At 69.2% G+C, this 21,459-nt stretch carries 18 protein-coding genes; 12 read left to right on the plus strand and 6 right to left on the minus strand.

From position 1 onward, the window contains the following. Window positions 1–34: 34 nt before the first annotated feature. A complete protein-coding gene (locus tag HV824_RS07085; RefSeq protein ID WP_176415360.1) occupies window positions 35–1,600 on the minus strand; it encodes a SurA N-terminal domain-containing protein in 1,566 nt (521 codons plus the stop codon). A 211-nt stretch (window positions 1,601–1,811) separates the two neighbouring features. Between HV824_RS07085 and mreC the strand changes: the two genes are divergently transcribed. The 5 genes from mreC to HV824_RS07110 all read left to right on the plus strand — a co-directional run bounded on the left by mreC (window position 1,812) and on the right by HV824_RS07110 (window position 7,156). Continuing rightward, on the plus strand, window positions 1,812–2,672 hold the full coding sequence (mreC, locus tag HV824_RS07090; protein WP_163780063.1) for a rod shape-determining protein MreC: 861 nt from the start codon (window positions 1,812–1,814) through the stop codon (window positions 2,670–2,672). After that, window positions 2,669–3,169, plus strand: a complete 501-nt coding sequence (locus tag HV824_RS07095; RefSeq protein ID WP_163780062.1) for a hypothetical protein — start codon at window positions 2,669–2,671, stop codon at window positions 3,167–3,169. Before mreC ends, HV824_RS07095 begins: the two co-directional genes overlap by 4 nt. Then, the gene (mrdA, locus tag HV824_RS07100; protein ID WP_163780060.1) at window positions 3,166–5,205 is read left to right on the plus strand and encodes a penicillin-binding protein 2; all 2,040 of its coding nucleotides are present in this window, start codon (window positions 3,166–3,168) and stop codon (window positions 5,203–5,205) included. The genes HV824_RS07095 and mrdA overlap by 4 nt, the downstream gene beginning before the upstream one ends. A 7-nt stretch (window positions 5,206–5,212) precedes the next feature. Next, entirely contained in the window at window positions 5,213–6,340 is a 1,128-nt protein-coding gene (gene rodA / locus HV824_RS07105) for a rod shape-determining protein RodA (RefSeq protein ID WP_176422961.1), read from the plus strand. A 126-nt stretch (window positions 6,341–6,466) separates the two neighbouring features. After that, entirely contained in the window at window positions 6,467–7,156 is a 690-nt protein-coding gene (locus HV824_RS07110) for a PilZ domain-containing protein (RefSeq protein WP_176415361.1), read from the plus strand. A 55-nt stretch (window positions 7,157–7,211) separates the two neighbouring features. Here the strand turns inward: HV824_RS07110 and HV824_RS07115 are convergent, their stop codons facing one another. Next, on the minus strand, window positions 7,212–7,547 hold the full coding sequence (locus HV824_RS07115) for a hypothetical protein (RefSeq protein WP_176415362.1): 336 nt from the start codon (window positions 7,545–7,547) through the stop codon (window positions 7,212–7,214). 210 nt (window positions 7,548–7,757) lie between these two features. On the opposite strand from HV824_RS07115, the gene HV824_RS07120 reads away from it, so the two are divergent. Continuing rightward, on the plus strand, window positions 7,758–8,426 hold the full coding sequence (locus HV824_RS07120; protein ID WP_368670820.1) for a polyphosphate kinase 2 family protein: 669 nt from the start codon (window positions 7,758–7,760) through the stop codon (window positions 8,424–8,426). Between the two features lie 74 nt (window positions 8,427–8,500). Here the strand turns inward: HV824_RS07120 and trxA are convergent, their stop codons facing one another. After that, a complete protein-coding gene (gene trxA, locus HV824_RS07125) occupies window positions 8,501–8,833 on the minus strand; it encodes a thioredoxin (RefSeq protein WP_163780053.1) in 333 nt (110 codons plus the stop codon). Between the two features lie 103 nt (window positions 8,834–8,936). On the opposite strand from trxA, the gene HV824_RS07130 reads away from it, so the two are divergent. The 6 genes from HV824_RS07130 (at window position 8,937) to HV824_RS07155 (ending at window position 15,326) form a co-directional block, all read left to right on the plus strand. Continuing rightward, a complete protein-coding gene (locus HV824_RS07130) occupies window positions 8,937–9,398 on the plus strand; it encodes a hypothetical protein (protein ID WP_176415364.1) in 462 nt (153 codons plus the stop codon). 34 nt (window positions 9,399–9,432) lie between these two features. Then, a complete protein-coding gene (locus HV824_RS07135) occupies window positions 9,433–10,248 on the plus strand; it encodes an inner membrane protein YpjD (RefSeq protein WP_176415365.1) in 816 nt (271 codons plus the stop codon). Between the two features lie 2 nt (window positions 10,249–10,250). Continuing rightward, on the plus strand, window positions 10,251–11,576 hold the full coding sequence (gene hemA, locus HV824_RS07140) for a glutamyl-tRNA reductase (protein WP_176415366.1): 1,326 nt from the start codon (window positions 10,251–10,253) through the stop codon (window positions 11,574–11,576). Beyond that, the gene (gene hemC / locus HV824_RS07145) at window positions 11,573–12,517 is read left to right on the plus strand and encodes a hydroxymethylbilane synthase (RefSeq protein ID WP_176422962.1); all 945 of its coding nucleotides are present in this window, start codon (window positions 11,573–11,575) and stop codon (window positions 12,515–12,517) included. The genes hemA and hemC overlap by 4 nt, the downstream gene beginning before the upstream one ends. 12 nt (window positions 12,518–12,529) lie before the next feature. Then, complete coding sequence (locus HV824_RS07150; protein ID WP_176415367.1) at window positions 12,530–13,300, plus strand: uroporphyrinogen-III synthase; 771 nt, start codon at window positions 12,530–12,532, stop codon at window positions 13,298–13,300. 181 nt (window positions 13,301–13,481) lie between these two features. Then, on the plus strand, window positions 13,482–15,326 hold the full coding sequence (locus HV824_RS07155; protein WP_176415368.1) for a GspE/PulE family protein: 1,845 nt from the start codon (window positions 13,482–13,484) through the stop codon (window positions 15,324–15,326). Between the two features lie 81 nt (window positions 15,327–15,407). On the opposite strand, the gene HV824_RS07160 is transcribed toward HV824_RS07155, so the two are convergent. From HV824_RS07160 to HV824_RS07170, 3 genes are all read right to left on the minus strand, one after another. After that, window positions 15,408–16,943: a hypothetical protein gene (locus HV824_RS07160; protein WP_176415369.1), complete on the minus strand. Its 1,536-nt coding sequence runs from the start codon at window positions 16,941–16,943 to the stop codon at window positions 15,408–15,410. A gap of 77 nt (window positions 16,944–17,020) precedes the next feature. Then, complete coding sequence (locus HV824_RS07165) at window positions 17,021–18,991, minus strand: hypothetical protein (protein WP_176422948.1); 1,971 nt, start codon at window positions 18,989–18,991, stop codon at window positions 17,021–17,023. After that, entirely contained in the window at window positions 18,992–21,376 is a 2,385-nt protein-coding gene (locus tag HV824_RS07170) for a bifunctional UDP-sugar hydrolase/5'-nucleotidase (RefSeq protein ID WP_176422949.1), read from the minus strand. Window positions 21,377–21,459: the final 83 nt, after the last annotated feature.

Here is a 21,459-nt window from a genome sequence, read left to right on the forward strand (position 1 = left end):
GCCCTCGGGGGGCGTCACGGTTGGACGCCGGGGCTCACCCGGTGCCCACCACGGAGTCGATGGCGGCGGTGTTCGTGTTCACCGTGCCCTGCTCACGCAGCGCCTTGAGGAACGACTCCGTCAGCTCAATCTGCTTGGCCTGACGGGCCTGGGTGCGCAACTCCTCCTTGCGCTTCTCGAAGCCCTCGGTGTCCGGCTTCTGGCGCTCCACCACCTGCGCCACCACGAAGCCCTCGCCCATGGGGAACACGCTGTCGAGCGCCTGCGGGGCGCCGACGGCGAAGGCCGCCTTCACCAGCTCCGGCGCGGGGCCCAGGTGCGGCACCGCCTCACCCTCGGCGGTGAAGCTGTCCGTCTCCACGGCCTCCGGGCGCGTCTCCGTCTCGAAGCGCAGCAGCGCGGGCTGCTCCTTCTCCGGCGGGAAGAGCGTCTTCAGGGCCTGCCCCGACTTGACGGAGGCCAGCGCCTTCTCCGCCTCGGCGCGGGCCTGCTGCTTGGCGCGGTCCTGCTTGTAGAGCGTGGTGGCAATCTCGTCCTGGACGTCCTCGAGCTTCTTGTCCTGGGCGGCCTGCTTCTCATCCACCTTCACCAGGTGCACGCCGAACTTCGTCTCCACCGGCTGCGTCACCTCGCCCTGCTTCAGCGCGAAGGCGGCGTCCGCCAGCGCCGGCTCCCAGCTGCCGCGCTCCACCCAGCCCAGGTCGCCACCGCGCGCCTTGCTGCCCGGGTCCTCGCTGCTGTCACGCGCCACCTGGGCGAAGTCCTTGCCGCCCTCGATCTCCTTGCGCAGCGCCTGCGCCTTCTCCAGGGCCGCCTTCTTCTGGTCGGCGGTGGCCTCCGGGGACAGCTTCACCAGGACCTGCCGCGCACGGATGCGCTCCGGCTGCTGGTACACGAAGCGGTTGGCCTCGAAGTACTCCTTGATCTCCTTCTCGTGCGCCTTCTTCCACTCCGTCAGCTGCGCCGCGGTGGGGGCGGGGACGGTGTCGGCGTACATGGCCGGCAGGAAGCGCGCGAAGACGACCTTCGCCTGGTTGCCTTCCTTCTCGAAGCGGGCGCGGACCTCGTCGTCCGAGACCACCGCGTTGGCGCGCACCACGCCCATCATCTTCTGGGCCGCCAGCTGGCGGCGCAGCTCCACCTCGAAGTCCTGCGGCGTCTTCCGGTAGAAGTCGCGCAGCACCTGCTGGTAGCGCTCGAAGTCGAACTGGCCCTCCTTCTGGAAGTCCGCGTTCTGGTGGATGAGCTTGCGCAGCTCTTCGTCGGACGGGGTGATGCCGTGGCGCTCGGCCGCCTGGGCCAGCAGCTCCGTGTTCACCAGGCGGTCGAGCACCTGGTTGTGCATGCCGAACTGGCGGGCGAGCGACTCGGGGACCGGGCTGCCCTGCGAGCGCAGGAAGCTCATCTGCTGGGCCCAGGCCGCCGCGAAGTCACGCAGCGGGATTTCCTTGCCGTTCACCGAGGCCACCGAACCAGGCGCCGTCGTCCCACCCGTGGCGCTGAAGCCGGTACTGCCCGGGCCGAAACTGAGCGTGAACACCACCGCGATGCCGATGATGAACAGGAGCGAGGCAACCTTCCGGGGATTCAGACCGTCCATTGTCGTCACTTCTGGGGCAAACGCGCCGAGAAAAGCCGTGCGGAAGGACTCGCGACGCGGTGTTGTTGGTAGCCCGGCCGGTGGGTGGTGGACCAGGAACCGCCCCCCATGCAGGCCTTGACTGCCTAGGATAACGCACCGGAAAATGCAAGCGATTTAGAGCCCTTAGCCAGCCCCTGCTCCCCCGTCACACCCCCGGAAACTCCTGCCTGTGTGGTCGCTCCTGAAGCGGTACTACCGCCCCCTCATCGTGGGCTTCCTGCTCCTTTCGCCGCTGGTGGCCTTCCTGCTCGGTGGCCGCAAGGCCAGGGAACCCAACTTCGTCGACCGGGCGGTCATCGCCGTGGCGTCCCCCGTGCAACAGGGGCTGACGGCCCTCATCGAAGGCGGAGGCGCCGGGGTCCAGAACTACCTGGACCTCCGGGGCGTGCGGCAGGAGAATGACGCGTTGCGACTGGAGAACCTCCAGCTGCGCGCGGCGGTGCAGGCCCTGGGGGAGTCGCGGATGGAGAACGAGCGGCTGCGCAAGCTGCTCAACTACGCGGAGGCGGAGGCCGGGCCGGAGATCCCCGCGCGGGTGGTGGGCGTCAATCCGGTGGCGAAGCTGCTGTCGGTCCGCATCAGCAGCGGGGAGCAGCAGGGTGTCTTCCGCGGCATGTCCGTGGTGACGCCGGACGGAATCGTGGGACAGGTCATCCGGGCGACGGGCGGGTATGCGGATGTGGCGCTGGTGACGGACCCTCAGAGCCGGGTGGCGGTGCGGGTGCAGCGCTCGCGGGCCCGGGGCACGGCGGCGGGAACCGGAGGCGGGCCCCTGAAGTTGGAGAACATGCTGCGCACCGAGGATGTGGAGGACGGTGACCTCATCATCACCGCGGGCACGGACGGCATCTACCCGCCCGGCGTGGTGGTGGGACGCGTGACGAACCTGGAGAAGAAGGAGCACGGCATGTTCCAGGGCGCAGACATCGTTCCGGCGGTGGATACGAGCAAGCTGGAAGAGGTGTTGGTGGTGGGCAGCCCCTACAGCGCCATGGCGCCAGGCAGCACCGCGGAGGGCGCGTCGAAATGAAGTTCCTGGTGTCTGTCGCACTGGCGCTGGCGTTGCTCACGCTGGAATCGGTCCTGGTGAAGCAGGCCGGCCTGGAGCTCGGCCGGATTGACGTCACCGTGGTGCTGGTGGCGTTCCTGGCCCTGCGGGCCTCGCTGTTGGAAGGGGCCTTCTCCGCCTTCTCGGTGGGGTACCTGCTGGACCTGATGAGCGGGCAGCCCACCTGGCTCTACACCTTCCTGGCCGTGTTCATCTTCCTGGTGGGCCGGCTGGTGCCGACCTTCGTGGAGGTCCGGGGCCCGCTGGCCTTCGCCTTGTTCGCCATGGGCGCGGACGTGGGCCATTCGCTGCTGGCCACCTTCTTCACCTGGCTGACGGTGAAGGAGGACGGTCCGGGCGCGCTGCTGGCGGAGCTGCCGCTGCAGGTGGCGCTCACGGGCATCGCGGCGCTGGCGCTCTATCCGTTGCTGCGGCGCTTCGAGGCGTCTCAGGAGCGGCCCGCGGGGTTGCTGCGGTGACGCCGCCCACCTTGGGCAACACGACGCCGGGGCGCGAGCTCAAGCGGCGCTTCCTGTGGCTGGGCCTGGCCATGGTGCTGGGCCTGGGGCTGCTTTCCATCCAGCTCTACCGGCTGCAAATCACCCGGGGCGAGGAGTACGCCGCCAAGAGCGTGGCCAACTTCGTCAAGGAGGTGCGGCTGCGCGCCGACCGCGGCGTCATCAAGGACGCGCGTGGCACCATCCTGGTGGACAGCCGTCCGTCCTTCGACGCCTTCATCACCCCGGCCTTCTGCACCGACTGCTACGAGCAGGTCATCCCTCGCCTGGCGGAGCTGCTCCAGTGGGACCCGGACCAGCGCAAGAAGGTGGAGGACCTGGTGCGCATGGGGCGGCGCAATGCCCCCTTCCAGCCGGTGCCGGTGCGCGTGGACCTGTCGCGCGACGAGTACGACAGGCTGGCCGCGCGCCGGGACATCCTGGACGGCGTGGAGGTGGCGCCCGTGCCGCACCGGCACTACCGCACCAACTCCGTGCTGTCGCACGTGCTGGGCTACATGAATGAAATCACCCAGGAGGAGCTGGAGCGCCTCAACGGCGACGGCGCCCGCTACGCCCTGGGGGACTACATTGGCCGGCGCGGGCTGGAGCGCTACTTCGAGCAGCGGCTGCGCGGCACCGACGGCGTGCGCAAGGAAGTGGTGAACGCGCGCGGACAGACCATTGAGGAGCTGAACGACAAGCTGGGGGACAACGCCGTGGTGGCGCCGCGTCCGGGCAACAACCTGGTGCTGTCCATCGACATGCGGCTGCAGGAGGAGGCGGAGCGGGCCTTCCCCGGTGTGACGGGCGCGGTGGTCGCCATCGACGTCAACACGGGCTTCATCCGCGCGCTGGTGTCGCGCCCGGGCTTCGACCCCAACCTGCTCACCGGTCGCGTGACGCCCGCGCAGATGGCGCTGCTGTCGCGAGATCCGCTGGACCCGATGATCAACCGCGTGGCCGCCGAACACTACAGCCCGGGCTCCACCTTCAAGGTCATCACCGCCCTGGCCGCGTTCAAGTCGGGCGCCTTCCGTCCGGAGACGGTGGTGAACTGCCCGGGGGGCTACCGCCTGGGCGCGCGCACCTGGCGTTGCCACAAGGACGCCGGGCACGGGCACATGGATGGGCTCGCCGCCATGAAGACGTCGTGCGACACCTGGTTCTACAAGGTGGCGGACACCATTGGCCTGGACCCCATTGGAGAGATGGGCAAGGCCCTGGGCTTGGGCAGCCCCACGGGCGTCAACGTGGTGGCCGAGGTCCCCGGCATCATGCCGACCAGCGCCTACCACGACAAGGCGTCGCCCGGCGGCTACACCAAGGGCATGGCGCTCAACAGCTCCATTGGCCAGGGCGACAACAACGTCACCCCGCTCCAGTTGGCGCTGGTGTACGCGGCCATCGCGAACGGCGGCACGCTCTACAAGCCGCAGATGGTGAACCGCCTGGAGAACCTGGACGGGCAGACCATTGAATCGTTCCAGCGGGAGGTGGTGCGCAAGGTGGACCTTTCGCCCGCGCACCTCAAGGCGGTGGTGGAGGGACTGGTGAAGGTGGCGCACGAGCCGGGCGGCACCGCCTACCGCGCGCGGATGAATCACATGCGGGACAAGGACATCCTGGTGGCGTCCAAGACGGGCACCGCGCAGGTGGCCCGCCTGGGCGCGATTCGCCTGAAGACGCACCAGATGAGCTTCTTCGAGCGCGACCACGCCTGGTTCGCGGGCTTCGCGCCAGCGGACAAGCCGGAGATTGCCATCGTCGTGCTCAACGAGCACGGCGGCCACGGCGGTTCGGACGCGGCGCCCACCGCGATGGCGGTGTTCCAGAAGTACTTCGACTTGAAGAAGCTGGACGCCACGGCGCCGCCGCCGCGTCCCAACCAGCCCTACACGCCGTCCTCCGTGACGCGCGCGCCCGGTCCTGACGAGGCGGCGCTGACGCGGGGGGTACGGCCACCGGCCCGGCTGCCGGGCGACGACGAGGAACGCACGCGTGCAACTGCGGATTGAGCGGCGGATGGTGCCCCACATCCCCTGGGGCCTCATCTTCTCCGTGCTGGCGGTGTGCGCGCTGGGCATCTGGAATCTGGCCTCGGCGTCGCGGCCCCCGCATTCGCCCGTGTGGGGTTCGCAGATGCTGTACCTGGGGGTGAGCATCACCGCCGTGCTGGTGGTGTGCCTGGTGGACTACCGGTGGATAGAGCGCATGGCGGCGCCCATCTACGTCACCAACATCCTCCTGCTCATCGCGTTGCGGTTCTTCGGGCACACGGCCAAGGGGGCAGAGAGCTGGTTCGCCATTGGCCCGTTCCGCATGCAGCCCGCGGAGTTCATGAAGATTGGCGTCGTGCTGATGCTGGCCAAGGTCTACCACGACGACTTCCAGCCCAATGAGCCCTCCTATGGCCTGACGCGGCTGTGGAAGCCGCTGCTCGTCGTCTTCGTCCCCTTCGCGCTGGTGCTGGTGCAGCCGGACCTGGGCACCGCGCTGATGATTGGCCTGTCGTCGCTCACCATCATCCTCTTCGGCAAGGTGCGCTGGTACCTGGTGGCCACGCTGGTGACGGCCGTGCTGGCCGCGGGCATCGTCATCTGGAACGACTACATCCGCGACGTGCCGGAGCCTCGGCCCACCATCGTCCGGCACCACCTGAAGAAGCACCAGAGCCAGCGCATCTCCGGCTGGCTGGACCCCGAGGCGGACCTGCGCGGCAGCGGCTATCACGCGGCGCAGTCGAAAATCGCGGTGGGCAGCGGCGGCGTGTCCGGCAAGGGCTGGCGCGAGGGCACCCAGACGGGCCTGCGCTTCCTGCCCGAGCAGCACACCGACTTCATCTTCTCCGTGTGGGCGGAGGAGCATGGCTTCGTCATGTGCCTCGTCCTGCTGGTGCTCTACGGCGCCATCTTCATCTTCGGCCTGGGCGTGGGTTTCAACGCGCGTGACAGGTTCGGCGCCTTCGTCGCCGTGGGCGTCGTGGCGATGCTCTTCTGGCAGGTGTTCGAGAACATCGGCATGGTGATTGGCCTGCTGCCGGTGACGGGAATCACCCTGCCGTTGATGAGTTATGGCGGCTCATCCCTGCTTTCCGTGATGCTCAGCATCGGCTTGTTGGTGAACATCAGCATGCGCCGTCACATGTTCTGAGAATTTCCGGATTTATCCTCGCGGGCCGGGCGCAAGCGTTTCTCGGCGCGCGGCATGGGGTGGTGTATGAATCACCCCACCAACACACGTGGAGGGCGAGTCCTCCCGGGCAGATGAGGACGCGTCATGCAGAGGAAGGGTGGCCAGAAGGCAGTCGGGAGCACGCGGGTGGAGGCGCCGGTGCGCGCGCCCGCGCGAGCGTCAGCGCCGGCCGCGGCGCCGGCGAAGGAGGTCCGCCCCGCGGTGGTTCCGGCGCGTCCTGGTGGCAACGTGGCGGCGGTGAGCCCCGAGCCGAGGCCGGCCTTCGCGCCGTTGATTGAGATGAATCAGGGCGAGGCCGAGCACCGCCACTTTCCCCGCGCCCAGCTCGCCACGCGCTTCGAGGTCTGGGTGGATGACGAGGCGGGCGAGCGCCGCTTCGAGGCGAGCCTCGTGTCCGTCAACGTCAGTGTCAGCGGCGCGTTCCTGGAGAGCACCTTCTACCTGCCGCTGGGCACCGTGCTCGGCGTGCGCTTCGCGCTGGAGCCGGGCGCCGCGCCCGTGCAGGCGCGCGCGGAAATCGTGCGGGAGGAGCGGGAGAACGGGCCGGAGGGCCGCAGCGGCTTTGGCGTGCGCTTCCTCGATTTCAGCGGTCAGACGGAGGTGGCGCTGGCGCGGCTCTTCGTGGGGATGCGGCTGAGGGCCTTCGCGGAGGACTATCTCAAGTCCCAGCGGGCTCGCTCCCTGCCCAATGAAGTGGAACGCGTGGTGGACGTGCTGGCGGCCTGGGAGCTGCTCAAGGCGACGTCGTCCGTTTCGGACCCCTGGCAGGGCTGAGGCATTGGACCGGTCATCGCCCAGGGCCGTGGGCGGGTGTCCGGTGGGCAGGCACTCAGGCCGACTTGCCGCCCGAAATCTGGCGGCGGCGTTCGGCCTGATAATGCGCGGAGCACAGCCCCTTCGAGCGCTGCTCGCGAGTACAGCCCTCCATCGTGCAACGGCGATCCATTGAAACCAGGCTGGCGCCCGCCATCACCTTCGGCGGCCGGCCGCGGCGCCGGCCCGCGGTGAGCGCGGTGGAGCTGGGCGAGGCGCTGCCCAGCCTGGGCATCCCGTCGTTGAGCGCGCGCAGCATGCCGCGTCCAATGGCGTCTCCCAAGGCTTCGGCCCAGTTCACCATGGCCGGCGTCAGCGGGACGGTGGACAATTCTTTTCGTGGTCGTGCCATGAATACTCCAAGTGAAAACAGTCAGCCAACACAGACACTGCTATGTGCCTATTTGGCGGTTGAAGTCATCGCTGTCAATACAACCTTGGAGGGTCTGTCTTGACTCGTAAACGATCTCAGAAAATTGATGACAAGACTGCAAATGGATACGTATTTCCCGTATGTCCTCACGGCACTGTGACACTCGCAGCGGTCGACCCGTCTGTCTCGGTGGGTGAATCCGCGAAGTATGAGAAGACGCTCAAGACGCTCCAGGAGCGCGTCTTCGCGCTGCAGATCCAGAACTACCTGGCGGGGCGGAAGGCCGTCGTCGTCTTCGAGGGCTGGGATGCCTCTGGCAAGGGCGGCGCCATTCGCAGGCTCACCACGCTGATGGACCCGCGTGGTTACAAGGTCTGGCCCATCTCCGCGCCGTCAGAGGAAGAGCGCAGACACCATTACCTGTGGCGCTTCTGGCGCAAGACGCCGGGCGCGGGCGAGGTCTGCATGTTCGACCGGAGCTGGTACGGCCGGGTGCTGGTGGAGCGGGTGGAGGGCTTCGCGAAGCCGACGGAGTGGCGGCGCGCCTACGATGAAATCAACGCTTTTGAACACATGCTCACCGCGGACGGTGTGCGGATGGTGAAGTTCTTCATCCACATCGACAAAAAGACGCAGCTGCAGCGGTTTCGCGAGCGCGAGGCGGACCCGGCCAAGCGCTACAAGCTGGGGGAGGAGGACTGGCGGAACCGGGCGAAGTGGAAGAAGTACGAAGCGGCCATCCAGGAGATGCTGGACCGCACGCACCGCCCCGACGCGCCGTGGCACGTGGTGCCGGGAAACGACAAGCGCTACGCGCGGCTGGAGGTGCTCCGCCGCTGCGTGGCGTTGCTGGGCTGAGACAGGCTGCCGCGGAGGGGGCGCGAAGAGCGCAGCAGGCGCGCGCTCTCTCGCCCGGCCCCGCGGCGGCGAGGCTACGTCAGGGCCTTCTTCACGGCGTCTTCGATGCGGGCCTTGGGCACCGCGCCGACAATCTGCTCCACCACGCGGCCGCCCTTGAACAAGAGCAGGGTGGGGATGGAGCGGATGCCGTACTCCTGCGGCGTGTCCTGGTTCTCATCGATGTTGAGCTTGGCGAACTTCACCTGCCCCTTGTACTGCGAGGCCAGCGCTTCGATGGAGGGCGCGATGGCGCGGCACGGCGCGCACCACGTCGCCCAGAAATCCACCAGCACGGGCTCCTGGGAGTCCAGGACCTGCTGCTTGAAGTCGCCATCCCCGATGTTCGTCACGTCCGCGCCTGACATGGTGTCTCCTCGTGCCCTGTCCGGGCACCGCCGCCGCGTCCTCTAGTACGCGTCCGGTGGGCCTGCAAGGATCGGCCGACCATCAGCCAATCTGGCGGCTCAGATGCGGCTGGATGGCGCCTGTTTCAACCATTTCCCCCAAGCGTCCCCCCGGGGGCGGGGTGGCTGGTGTAAGCTGGCGGGCGTGACGAAGCTCTTCCTGCCCCAGGCCCAGCTCGAGGAGTGGGCGCTGGCGGACAAAGCAGACCTGCGCGAAGGCCGGCTGGTGGTGATGGCGGAGGGCGGCGTGACCTTTCCCGTCACGCCCGCGGTCCACTTCGTCCAGCTCGTGTCGGGCGAAGACACCCAGGGGTTGGTGGCCCGGGTGAAGACCGAGGAGCAACTTGCCCGACTGGGTGCCGAGCAGATGGCCGACTCGGTGCTGGTGGGGGACAACGCCTATGAGGTCGTTCCAGGGTATGTAGCGGAGGTCGCCGCCGGCGCGCCCAGGCCAGAGGGCGCGGACACGAAGCCGGACTCTGAAGCAGACCTTCTGGCTGCCTTCATCCTCAACAAGATGGGCTGATTCGTCCGTCTTCCGTGGTTATGAGCCTGCCCCTATGAGCCACACGCTCGTCTCGCTCGCCTGCCACGCCTATGGCATCGCCGCCGTCGTCTACCTGGCCTACCTGGTCCGCCAGTCGGACGCCCTGGCCACGGCCGGGCGCGTGCTGGTGGGCGGCGGCCTGGCGCTGCATGGCGTGGCGCTCTTCGAACTGCTCGGGGTGCAGAGCGGGCGGCCGGTGGGCCTGGCGCAGGGCTTCTCCGCGCTGGCCTTCCTGCTGCTGGTCATCTTCCTGTTCCTGGACGTGCGCTACCGCCGGCCCGTCATCGGCGCCTTCCTCACGCCGCTGGCGCTGGCCGCGCTGCTGCCCGGGCTGCTGATGCAGGGCGGGCAGGCGCCGCTGCCTCCCGGGGTGCGTCAGCCGTTGTTGCCGCTGCACATCACCCTGGCGCTGCTGGGGCTGGCCGCGTTCGCGGTCGCCGCGGGCGTGGGCGTCATGTACGTGCTCATGGAGCGGCAGGTGAGGGCGAAGCGCTTCGGGCTCTTGTTCTCCCGCCTGCCCTCCCTGGAGTTCCTGGACACGCTGAACCGACGCCTGGTGCTGTGGGGCTTCCTGGCGCTGTCCATTACCCTCGCCACGGGGGCCTTCTTCGTGGGCACCGCGCCGGGCCCCTGGACCGTGGATGGGAAGACGCTGGCCACCCTGGTCGCGTGGGCCGTCTTCGCCGCGCTGCTGGTGGCGCGCTCCGTCGCGGGCTGGCAGGGGCGGCGGGTGGCTTTCCTCACCATGGCGGGGTTCTGCCTGGTCATGGTGTCCTTCCTGTCTTCGTATGACGTGTCAGCGCCCTCGGCGGCCATGAGGATGCCCTGAGTATGGAGCTCATCTGCATTGGCCTGTCCCACCGGACGGCGCCCCTCACCGTCCGCGAGCGGCTGGCCTTGCCGGAGTCGCGTCAGGTGGACGTGCTCCAGCGGCTGGCCCAGGCGCCCGTGGAGGCCCTCTGGGTGTCCACCTGCAACCGCGTGGAGGTGTACCTGTTCGCGCCGAACGCGGCGCTGGCGCGGCAGCGCGCGTTGACGGAGCTGCAGGCGCTGGGCGGCGTGGAGGCCCTGGAGCACCTCTACGAGCACCAGGGCGAGGCGGCGCTGGTGCACCTGTTCCGCGTGGCGTGCAGCCTGGACTCCATGGTGCTGGGCGAGGCCCAGATCCTGGGCCAGGTGAAGGACGCCTTCGAGCGGGGCCAGGGCGCGGGCGCGGTGCGCGGTGAGTTGATGCGCGCGTGCGCGGCCGCCTTCAGCTGCGCCAAGCGCGTGCGCACGGAGACGGCCATTGGCCGCGCGGCCACGTCCATGGCGGCGGCGGCGGTGCAGCTGGCCAGCAAGGTGTTCGACGGGCTCGCGGGAAAGACGGTGCTGGTGGTGGGCGCGGGAGAGATGGGCGAGCTGGCGGCGCGCCACCTGAAGCAGGCCGGTGCGTTGAAGCTCTACGTCACCAACCGCACCCTGTCGCGCGCGGAGGCGCTGGCGGCGGAGGTGGGCGGACAGGCGCGGCCCTTCGAGGAGCTGCTCAGCCTGGTGGCCGCGGCGGACATCGTGGTGTGCAGCACGGCGTCGCCGGTGCCGCTCTTCACGCGGGACAACGTGGGCGCGCTGGGGCGTGGGCGCCGGGGCCGGCCGCTGTTCATGGTGGACCTGGCGGTGCCGCGCGACATCGACCCGGCCGTGGGCACGCTGGACTGGGTGCACGCCTACGACGTGGATGACATCCAGAAGTTCGTCGCGGACAACGCCGCGGCGCGCGCGGAAGAGGCGCAGAAGGCGGGCGTGCTCGTCGCGCAGGAAGTAGCGCGGTTCGTCAAGGAGCGCGCGCTGCGTGAGGGCACGCCGGTGCTGGCCCGGCTGCGTCAGCGCGCGGAGGCCATCGCCCGCTCCGAGGTGGAGCGCACGCTGGGCGCCCTGGGCGACGGACTCAACGACAAGCAACGAAAGAGCATCGAGGCCATGGGCCGAGCCATCGTCAACAAATTGCTGCATGAGCCCACCGCGCGGCTGCGCGCCGTGGGGCCGGAGGGGGAGGGCAACCGGTTGGCCGGCGCCGCCGCCGAGCTGTTCGGGCTGCTGGAGGAGGAGGTGGGCACCGCCGCCGCCGCGCCCTCCGTCATGGCCGCGCCGATTCAAGCCGCCACGGGGGGCAAATAATGCCGCACGTGCGCATCGCCACCCGGCAGAGTCCCCTGGCGCTCTGGCAGGCGCGCCACGTGGGCGCGCTGCTGAGCTCGCGTCATCCTGGGCTGGAAGTGTCCCTGGTGGAGATGACCACCGAGGGAGACCGCTTCCTGTCCGCGCCGCTGTCCGCGGTGGGCGGCAAGGGCCTGTTCGTGAAGGAAATCGAGCAGGCGCTGCTCGACGGCCGCGCGGACATCGCCGTGCACAGCCTCAAGGACATGACGTCCGTGTTCCCCGAAGGGCTGATGCTCGCCGCGGTTCCGGAGCGGGAGGACCCACGCGACGCCTTCTGTGGCATGGGCGGGCTGACGCTGGACACCCTTCCCAAGGGCGCGCGCGTGGGCACGTCGTCGCTGCGCCGCAGCTGCATCCTGCGCTCGCGCCGGCCGGACGTGGACATCGTCAGCGTGCGCGGCAACGTGCAGACGCGCCTGGCGAGGACGCGGGAGCAGGGGCTGGCGGGCGCGCTCCTGGCCTCTGCCGGCCTCAAGCGCCTGGGCCTGGAGGACGTCATCACCCAGGTGCTGCCGCCCGAGGTGAGCCTGCCCGCGGTGGGGCAGGGCGTGCTGGCCATCCAGTGCCGCACGGACGATACCCGCGTGCGCGAGCTGCTGGCCCCGCTGGAGCACGCCACCACGCGCATCGCCGTCACCGCCGAGCGCGCGCTGCTGGCGAAGCTGGAGGGGGGGTGCACCGTGCCCCTGGCCGGGCATGCCACCGTGTCGGGTGACACCGTCTTCCTGCGCGGCCTCGTGGGCCGTCCGGATGGCACACACGTGGTGCGGGGCGAGGTGCGCGGCCCCGTGTCGCAGGCCCATGCGCTGGGTGAAGCCCTGGCGGAGGACCTGCTGTCGCGTGGGGCGGCGGACATCTTGCGTGATTTCGCGCGCCGCTCCGAGGCGCGGGAGTCCTAGACTGCCGCGCGCGTGGAACGGCGATTGGAAGGCAGAAGAGTCTTGGTGACGCGCCCGCGTGAGCGGGCCGAGGAGCTGTGCTTCCTCCTGGAGGATGAGGGCGCCGAAGTGCTGAGCGTGCCCTTGCTGGAGCTGCATCCTCCGGAGGACCCACGTCCGCTGGCGTCAGCGGCCGAGCACATCCAGCGCTACACCTGGGTGGTGTTCGCGAGCCCGTCGGGCGTGGAGGCGCTGATGGAGGCGCTGCGTGAGGCGGGCACCCAGGACCGGATTCAGCGGGTGAAGGTGGCCACCGTGGGTCCGCGCACGACGCGTGCCGCGGAGGGCTACGGCCTGGACGTGGTGGCCGAACCTTCCGAGGGCACGGGCGAGGCCCTGTTCAACCTCATCAAGGACGCGCTGCAACCGGGAGACGAGGTCCTGCTCCCCGCCGCCGAGGAGGGCCGGCGCGAGCTGGAGGACGGGCTGCGGGAGCGCGGCGTCCTGGTGACGCGGGTGACGGCGTATCGCGCCACGCCCGCGCCCCTGCCACCGGAGGCCCTGGCCCTGCTGGATGCCTCGCCGCCGGACGTCGTGCTCTTCGCTTCACCGCGCACGGCCGAGGCCTTCGTGGAAGAGGCCGGACGCGAGCGCCTGGCCACCGCGCGGGTGGTGGCGATTGGGCCGACGACGGCGTCCACCCTGGAGCGGCTGGGCGTGCCCGCGGCGGCCGTGGCGGAGCGTCCGACGCCAGAGTCCCTGGTGGATGCCGCCGTGCTCGCGGTGACGAGCACCGTGCACTGACGGTGGCGCGCCGCCGTGCCCGCACGGCCGCAGGACGGGCCTGACGGCGGCTCCATGCCTGGCTGGTGGCGCGGAGGGCGCCCTGGGTGTTTTCCGCTCGGCGCACCGCCGTGTGCCGAAGGTCGTCTGGTACGCTGTGGGGTCGCGCTCCGGCGGGCGGCCGGGGTGAAAGGAGACGCGCTTGGTACTGCCTGTGAGTGGCGTGGGGAGCACTGCTCCGAAGAGCCGGGATGACTTCACCACGCTGTTCGTGCTGGAGGCGCTCGTGGCCCAGGGGCTGCTGCAGCCCCAGCAGGCCCAGGAGGTGCTGGCCCGCGAGGGCGCCGCGCGCGCCCGGGTGCTCAAGGCGCACCAGGGGAGCACGGGCGGCAAGGAGGCCGCGCGGTACGACGTGTCTCCGGTGGAGGTCGTGGCGGCGTTCCAGGTGCCGCTGTCCAACGGCCGGGGCGTGCTGGACGAGGACCGCGTCACGGAGGCCGCCGCGCGCGCCGCCGGCATGAGCTACCGGAAGATTGACCCGCTCAAGCTCGACATGGCGCTGGCCACGCGCACCGTGTCCAGGCCCTACGCACAGAAGCACGTGCTGCTCCCCCTGGAGCGCACCCCGCAGGGCCGGCTGCTGGTGGCGGTGGCCAACCCCTTCGACGGGGAGCTCTTCGAGAGCTTCCACCGCCTGACGGGCCTGCCGGTGGAGCCCGTCCTCAGCGCGAAGGCGGACATCCTCAAGTCCATCAGCGACATCTACGGCTTCAAGAAGACGCTGGCGCAAGCCGCCGACGACTTCAGCGCCGCGGCCGGAGCCCAGGTCGCCAACTTCGAGCAGCTCGTCTCGCTCAGTGGCACCCAGGAGCTGGAGGCGTCGGACCGGCCCGTGGTGCAGGCGGTGGACTACCTGCTGCGCTACGCGTTCGACAACCGCGCCTCGGACATCCACATCGAGCCCAAGCGCACCACCAGCATGGTGCGCCTGCGCATCGACGGCGTGCTGCACCCGGTGCACACGCTGCCTGCGCCGGTGCATCCGCCCATCGTCTCGCGCGTGAAGATGCTGGCGCGCATCGACATCTCCGAGCGCCGCAAGCCGCAGGACGGCCGCATCAAGACGGAGCGTGATGGCCGTGAAGTCGAGCTCCGCGTGTCCACGCTGCCCACCGCGTTCGGCGAGAAGGTGGTCATCCGTATCTTCGACCCGGAGACGCTGGTGCAGGACATCGCTCAGCTGGGCTTCGAGCCGGACGAGAAGAGCGCCTTCGAGTCCTGGATTGACCAGCCGCACGGCCTCATCCTCGTCACCGGCCCCACGGGCAGCGGGAAGACGACGACGCTCTACTCCGCGCTCAAGGCGCTGGCGGGCCCCGACGTCAACGTCACGACGATTGAGGACCCCATCGAAATGGTGTGGGACGCCTTCAACCAGGTGCAGGTGCAGCCCAAGGTGGGGCTCGACTTCGCCGGGGCGCTGCGCCACATCCTCCGCCAGGACCCGGACGTCATCATGGTGGGCGAGATTCGCGACCCGGAGACGGCGGAGAACGCGATTCAGTCCGCGCTCACCGGCCACCTGGTGCTGTCCACGCTGCACACCAACGACGCGCTCGGCGCGGTGGCGCGCATGCGGGACTTGGGCGTGCCGTCCTTCCTCCTGGCGCAGAGCCTCCTGGGCGTCATGGCCCAGCGCCTGCTGCGCCGGGTGTGTAGCCATTGCGCGCAGGAGACGACGTTGACGCCGGACGAGCTGCTCGCGCTCCAGGCCCCCCTGCCGCTGCTTCCCGGTGGCGTGCGCCTGCTCAAGGGCGCGGGCTGTGTGCGTTGCCGTGGCACCGGCTTCGTGGGGCGCACGGGGGTCTTCGAAATCGTCACCAGCGCGGGCGAACTGAGAGACCTCATCGCCCGGGAGGCCCCCTATTCACAGATGGTGGACGCGGCCCGACGCTCCGGCATGCGGACGCTGCGCGAGGCCGCAGTGCGCAAGCTGGCGCAGGGCTTCACCGCCTTCGACGAGGTGGTACGGATGACGACCGTCTGACGCGCGACGGCCCGGCCTCCCACGAGGAGAGACCGGGCCGAGCAAGGCCTTTCGGCTGCCCCGGTGGGGCAGGGCGGTGGACTAGAAGCGCGCCTGGAGCAGCGTGTTGAAGCCCAGCGCGTGCGGGCGCTCGAAGCTCGGCTGCGCCACGCCCGTCACGTCGTCCCGGAACGTGGTCCGGTTGGTGTCGTAGGTGTAATAGACCTCACCGACGGCGGCGACGGAGTCCGATATGTCCCAGCGGAAGGTGGCCTTCGCGGAGTAGATGGGCTCCGCCTTGCACGCCGCGCTGCCGCGGCCGCACGTCTCCGGAAGGATGCTGAGCTGATTCACGTCACGCACCACGACGGTGCGCGTGCCGATGAGGCTCGGCGGCGGGTCGTTGCCGCCCAGCACCGGCGAGGGGCTGCGGAACGAGGCCGGCTGCTGCACACCGAGGATGAAGCCCGGCGTGATGTGCAGCTTCGGCAGGTGGTAGTCCGCACCCACCGCGAGGAACATCTCCGGCTTCAGCTCCGTGCCCTCCGGGAAGTCCTGGAACGGGGGGAAGCCCGGCACCTCGAACTGGATGAAGGACAGGCTGCGGTACAGGCCGAGGAGGCTGACGCGGAGCAGGTCATACTTCGCGCGCGCCTGGAGGGCCACGGCGGTGGCGCCCTGCGGCTTGGTGGCGCCGAAGTCGTTGGGCTTCTCCAGCGTCTGCGACAGGTAGCTGCCTTCCAGCGACACGGTGTACGACAGGCCGCCCGGGTACTGCTCCGGCGCGAAGAAGCGCTGATAGATGTCCGGGTCGTTCTTGTAGAGCCGGAAGTCCACGCTGGTGCCGACGGGCACACCCACGTGGTAGACGACCTGGCCGGACACGCCCGCGGCGTTCACCGGCGCCTCCACGCCGAGCGTCGCCAGGCCGGGCACCAGGCCCTTCTGGAAGTAGCCGCCGCCCGCTTCGACGCGCAGCGTCTCCAGGATGTCCCAGCCCGCGCCGGCCATGAGGCCGTACTTGGTCTCTTCCTCGCGGATGAGCTCGTTCTGCATCAGCGCCGTCTTGCCGCCGACGTACGCGTACCAGTTGTCGCGGGTGATCTGCAGCTTGCCGCCGGGTACGCCGTTGGTGACGGCGCGGGTGGTGAACACGCCGCTGCCACCCCAGGAGATGCGGTACGCATAGCCCAGGCGGAAGCGGTCCGCGGACACCGGGAAGCCGACGAGCGAGATGCCTTCCTTCTCGCTCCAGCCCGGCGGCTGGTAGTTGAGGCGGATGTAGCTGGAGTTGTCGCGGATGTCGACGCCGCCCGACGGCCGCTCCAGCACCAGCAGCGTCAGCGCCGCTTCAGTCGTCAAACCCTCGAAGAAGGCCGGTGCCCGCTTGTAGAGCACCACGTTCGACAGGGACTCGAAGCCGGAGAACCGGGTGTTGAAGTTGTCGTAGAACTGCGTGTTCTGGTTGCCGGCGCCGAACCGCGCATTGGGGCTGTTCGGCGTCGTCTCACCAGAGCCCGCGAGCACGTTGTCGTCCGCGAAGACGAACGACAGACGGGTGTCCACGAAGTCACTGGCCCACGCGGGCGCACTCAGGGAAATCAGGCCGGTCAGGGCCAGCTTCTGCAGCGTTTTCAATGTCCCTCTCCACGGAGCGGTCCGGGGGACCGCTCCTCCCTGCTTCCCGTCACCGGGTCGCGAGAATCATCAGAAGACTACGGATTGACGCAAGGCCGGATGGGCCGCGGGCACTCCATGCCCGGGCCGGGGTAGCAGCAGATGTCGTCCACGTCGCGAGGCAGCACGTTCCACCGCGGGCGAGCAGCGCTCACCTGCCGCAGGTGACCCACGACGTCGAAGCTGGCCGCGCGCAGATTGCGGCACTGCTGGGCTGCCTCGGCGTCCGGGTCATCCTCGCTGCAGTCGGGCACCAGGTCCGGCACCGCGTCCTTGGTGACCAGGTTGATGCGCGTGCGCGCGTCCGCCGCCACCTTGCAGGTGAGGGTGCCGTCCTCGCGGTTCTGGACGGAGGCGTACACGGTGCCCTCGCCCGCGGCCATGGTGTGCTGCAGCGGCGTCTGGGCCGCCAAAGCCACCGGCGTGCCGCTGGCGCCGAAGCGCACGTTGGCCGGCTTGTCGCAGGACACGTTGATGCGCAGGTCCGTGCTGAACGTGTCCGACTGGGCCCAGTTGACGATGGAAGGGTCCGCGTTGACGGTGGCGGTGAAGGTCTGGATTCGCCCGGGGACGGACTCGTCCAGGCCCGCCTCGGCGGCGCCGGTGGGGTTCATCTCCACCACGAACTGGCCGAAGCCGTTGTACGTGTTGCGCTCGGCGCAGTGGACCCCGGCGAACTGGCCAATGCCCAGCGTGCAGTCGATGTTGCACTGACGCTCGGCGAGCTCCGGGTCGTTCGGGTTGTCCGTGCCGCAGCCTCCCCAGGTGCCCGCGCGGGTGTTGGGACAGAAGAAGGGGACGGTGCCGTTGCCGTTGGCGTCACAGCTGTGGAAGACGCGCGGGAACTTCACCCGGCGGACCTTCACCAGCGACGACTCCAGGCTCTCCATCTTGTAGTTGCCGTAGCTGTAACCACACAGCGGGTCCGTCATGTAGAGCGAGCCGCTGTAGCCGCACAGCCGACCGTTGATCTCCACCGGCGGCGACAGCTTCAGGTACTTGTCCCACTCCGTCTGGGGCAGCAGCCGGACGCGCTCGCGCACCGTCCAGGCGGGGAAGGTGAGCTGCGTGGTGGAGGTGAACTCCTGCACGGAGCCAGACACCGACCACAGCAGGTCGCCCGGGTCGAGCCCTTCGGGGAAGGAGTAGTTGTAGATGTAGAGCGAGTTGAAGCGGCCGGGGTAGTAGCCGTCCGGCTCCCCCGTCTGGATGTTGGCGCCCGGGACGCTGTTCTCGCCCACGCGGCAGGCCGTCATGTCCGTGACGAAGAAGCCGCCCGGGTCCGTGCCCGTCACCAGCAGCGTCACCGGCTGCTTGTCGTTCGGGTCTCCCTCGGGGCAGTTCTGCAGCAGCGGGGGGCCGGCCTCCGGGTTGCGCCCGATGCGCATGTACGTCCCGGCGTAAGCGGTGAGCTGATCGCTGTTCTGCGGAACCTGGACCGTGGAGATGGTCGGCTCCTCGAACTTCATCAGCCGCGACAGGCCGGTGGAGTTGGTGCGGGTCGCCGGCTCCTGGGGCAGCTCGCCGGGGATGACCTGCCCGTCGGCGTAGTCCACCTGGGGCGGCTCGTCCTGCACCCAGACGTGGGCGTCGCCGTAGAGCTGGCCGGAGCGCACCGTGCCGGTGCCCCGGCCGTTGGTGAGCTGGGTCCAGCGGTAGCGGTACTCGCCAATCAGGTTGCCCGGCACCGTGCGGAAGGAGACCGGCCCGTTGAACGACTCCATGGGCTGGCCCTTCGCGTCCAGGGCGAGAATCTCCACGTCGAAGTCCACCGGCGTGAGGGGCAGGGCCAGCCGGCAGTCCGCCGTGCCGCGAATCTCCAGCGGCACCTGGTTCTGGCCACCGTGCGCGGTGGCGCACTCGTTCGTCACCGGCAGCGGCGTACGCGTGCCGCCGGTGTAGATGCCCGTGAGGTTGACCTGGAAGGAGGCGACGCCATCCGGTTGGGGCGTTTCCTGGGTGTAACAGCCGGCCGCCGCCAGGGCCGACAGGAAGAGCAGGCGCTTCATTTACTTCACCCTCCGGCCGATACGGGAATCCTCAACCGCGTCCGCGATGGACACGGAGGTGGGGTTCTCACAGAAGTTCCGCAGCTGGTTCGTCACCGTGCCGCAGATGGGGTTGTTGCCCGCCAGCACATCCCGGCAGTTGCAGCGGCCGGTGTACGGGCCCTCCGGCACGTTGCACTGGCTCTGGATGTCCTCGGCCGTCAGGCCCGGCACGCCGCAGCGCTCCGCGGCGTCCGAGGGGAGCGACAGCAGGTCCTTGCAGGCGCAGCTGCCCACCTGCTTGTTCAGCGCGGCCTTGAAGTCGGAGGCGGCGCGGCAGGAGCCCACCACCTGTTCGTTCACCGTCCAGCGGCCGTTGACGAGGTTGCCGCAGTAGTGGCCCGCCTTGGACGTCTGGTTGCCCGCGAGGATGTCCTCACAGGTGCAGAAGTCCTGCATGTAGCCGATGAGCGAGTCGCGCAGCGAGATGCCCGTCTCGATGCGGGTGGTGTTGCGCTTGAGGATGTTGAAGCCCGAGCCACCCTTGGCGATGTAGTCGTTGACGGCGATCTTGTACGTGCCGGTGATGTCCAGCGGCTTGCCGTTGATCTGGATGTCGGTGCCGGGGTGCGCGTAGCAGCGGCCCACGCTGGAGTCGTTGCTCTGGTCCACCAGGCACTGCCACGGCGCGTGGCCCTGGCGGTCCTGGTTGGGGCAGTCCGTGCCGTTGAGCGCCGGGTTGCAGGCGGTCTGCAGGTCGTTCACCTGCACCTGGGCGCAGTCCATGGTGAAGCGGGCGCCGGAGATCTGCGCCTGACTGACGCAGCCGCGCTCCGCGGAGCGCTCGGTGACGAAGTCGAACAGCTCCTGCATCTCCTTGCCGGAGAGGTACATGATGTTGATGGTGTTCTCGAACGGGAACACGTTGAACATCGACTCCTGGCTCACCACGCCCGCGTAGAGGTTGTCGCGGATGCCCAGCGAGTTGGTGAGCGCCATCTCCGCCTCGACGCGGCGGCGCTTGCGCATGGAGTCCGCGGCGATGTTGCCCAGCGGCGAGTCACCTCCCGTGGAGTTGTTGCGGCGCTGCACGTCGCGCGGCGCGTAGGAGAAGATGGACGTCAACTGCAGGTTGAAGTCCATGCCCAGGATGTACGGCTGGAGCAGGTGCGTGGTCATCCGGTCCTCCTGGTTCCTGCACGCCTGGATGGCCTGACGGACGCGCTCGTCGCGGAGGAACTGGCCCTCCTCCCAGAACACGCTGCTGTCGTGGCGGAAGCGGCGCATGGCGTCGTCGCACCACAGGGCGTCCATGGGGAACACGCGGAAGTCCTGGCTGACGATTTCGCCGCCCTCGCCGGCGCCGAGCACCTCCGGCATCTTCACCACCAGATCCAGCCGGCCCACGTACTTGGCGAACGCGCCGGAGTGCGCGAGCACCACCTTGCGGCCCGCGGGGTCGGTGAGCAGCTGCGGCGGGTTGAGCACGACGTGCAGGTGGCCGCCCATCACCGCGTCCACGCCCACCACGCCGGGGATGCGCACGCGCACCACGGACTTGTCGTCCCCTTCGGGGCCGAACCACTCCAGGACCTCCCAGGGCTCCTTCTGGCGCTGCACGTAGGCCTTGGCGCGGCCGAACTCGTAATAGGCCTCGTAGCCCTGGATGACGTCCTGGTCCTCGTGGAGGCCCAGGTGGCTGACCAGGACGATGAGGTCCGTGACGGGGCGCAGCAGGTCCACGTAGGCGCGCGCCACCTCGTTCTGCTCCAGCGGCGTCACCTGGAGGCTGTTGCCACCTTCGACGATGGAGTTGAGCGAGGAGATGTTGGCCATGCCGATGATGGCCACCCGGATGCCCTTCACGTTGCGGATGGTGTACGGCTCCACTTCCAGGGCCGTCTGCTGGTTGCCGTTCGCCCGCCAGTCGTCCCAGAAGTAGTTGGCCGCCAGCAGCGGGAACATCGCGTGCTGCTGCGCCATCTGGGTGAAGTTGAGCAGGCCCGCGTCGAACTCGTGGTTGCCCACGACGGCCGCGTCGAGCCGCGCCTCGGAGAGGAACTTGAACTCCACCTCGCCGGTGTTGAGGTTGAAGATGGGCGCGCCCTGGAAGCAGTCGCCCGAGTCCACGTGCAGCACACGCTCGCCCCGGGAGCGCTCGCGCTTGAGCAGCGCCCCCATGCGCGTGGCGCCACCGAAGGGGCCCGCTTCCGGGATGGTCCCCAGGTCCACGTCCGTCTTCAACGGCGTGAAGTCGTAGGGGATGAGGCGCGAATGGATGTCAGAGGTATGAAGGAGCGTCAGACGCACCTCCTGCCCCTCGAGGTTGTAGTCCTGGCCTTCCAGCACCGGCATGCACGAAGCAGAGGCCAGGGCGCAGCAGAGGCCGAGCAGGAGGCGACGCATCAAGAGAATTCCGTGTTTCGGGGGGGAGACAGCGGTAAAGCGGGCGCAAGGTACGGGATCAAGCTTTGTCGAGCAAGCAACGC

Source organism: Myxococcus sp. AM009, from assembly GCF_013372605.1.
Taxonomy (GTDB): domain Bacteria; phylum Myxococcota; class Myxococcia; order Myxococcales; family Myxococcaceae; genus Myxococcus; species Myxococcus vastator.

Bases quoted from the DNA above. Each gene is read 5' to 3' on its own strand.
- HV824_RS07085 (WP_176415360.1), bottom strand. From the start codon at position 1,600: ATGGACGGTCTGAATCCCCGGAAGGTTGCCTCGCTCCTGTTCATCATC.
- HV824_RS07095 (WP_163780062.1), top strand. From the start codon at position 2,669: ATGAAGTTCCTGGTGTCTGTCGCACTGGCGCTGGCGTTGCTCACGCTG.
- rodA (WP_176422961.1), top strand. From the start codon at position 5,213: ATGGTGCCCCACATCCCCTGGGGCCTCATCTTCTCCGTGCTGGCGGTG.
- HV824_RS07110 (WP_176415361.1), top strand. From the start codon at position 6,467: ATGCAGAGGAAGGGTGGCCAGAAGGCAGTCGGGAGCACGCGGGTGGAG.
- HV824_RS07115 (WP_176415362.1), bottom strand. From the start codon at position 7,547: ATGGCACGACCACGAAAAGAATTGTCCACCGTCCCGCTGACGCCGGCC.
- trxA (WP_163780053.1), bottom strand. From the start codon at position 8,833: ATGTCAGGCGCGGACGTGACGAACATCGGGGATGGCGACTTCAAGCAG.
- HV824_RS07130 (WP_176415364.1), top strand. From the start codon at position 8,937: ATGCGGCTGGATGGCGCCTGTTTCAACCATTTCCCCCAAGCGTCCCCC.
- HV824_RS07135 (WP_176415365.1), top strand. From the start codon at position 9,433: ATGAGCCACACGCTCGTCTCGCTCGCCTGCCACGCCTATGGCATCGCC.
- hemA (WP_176415366.1), top strand. From the start codon at position 10,251: ATGGAGCTCATCTGCATTGGCCTGTCCCACCGGACGGCGCCCCTCACC.
- HV824_RS07165 (WP_176422948.1), bottom strand. From the start codon at position 18,991: ATGAAGCGCCTGCTCTTCCTGTCGGCCCTGGCGGCGGCCGGCTGTTAC.
- HV824_RS07170 (WP_176422949.1), bottom strand. From the start codon at position 21,376: ATGCGTCGCCTCCTGCTCGGCCTCTGCTGCGCCCTGGCCTCTGCTTCG.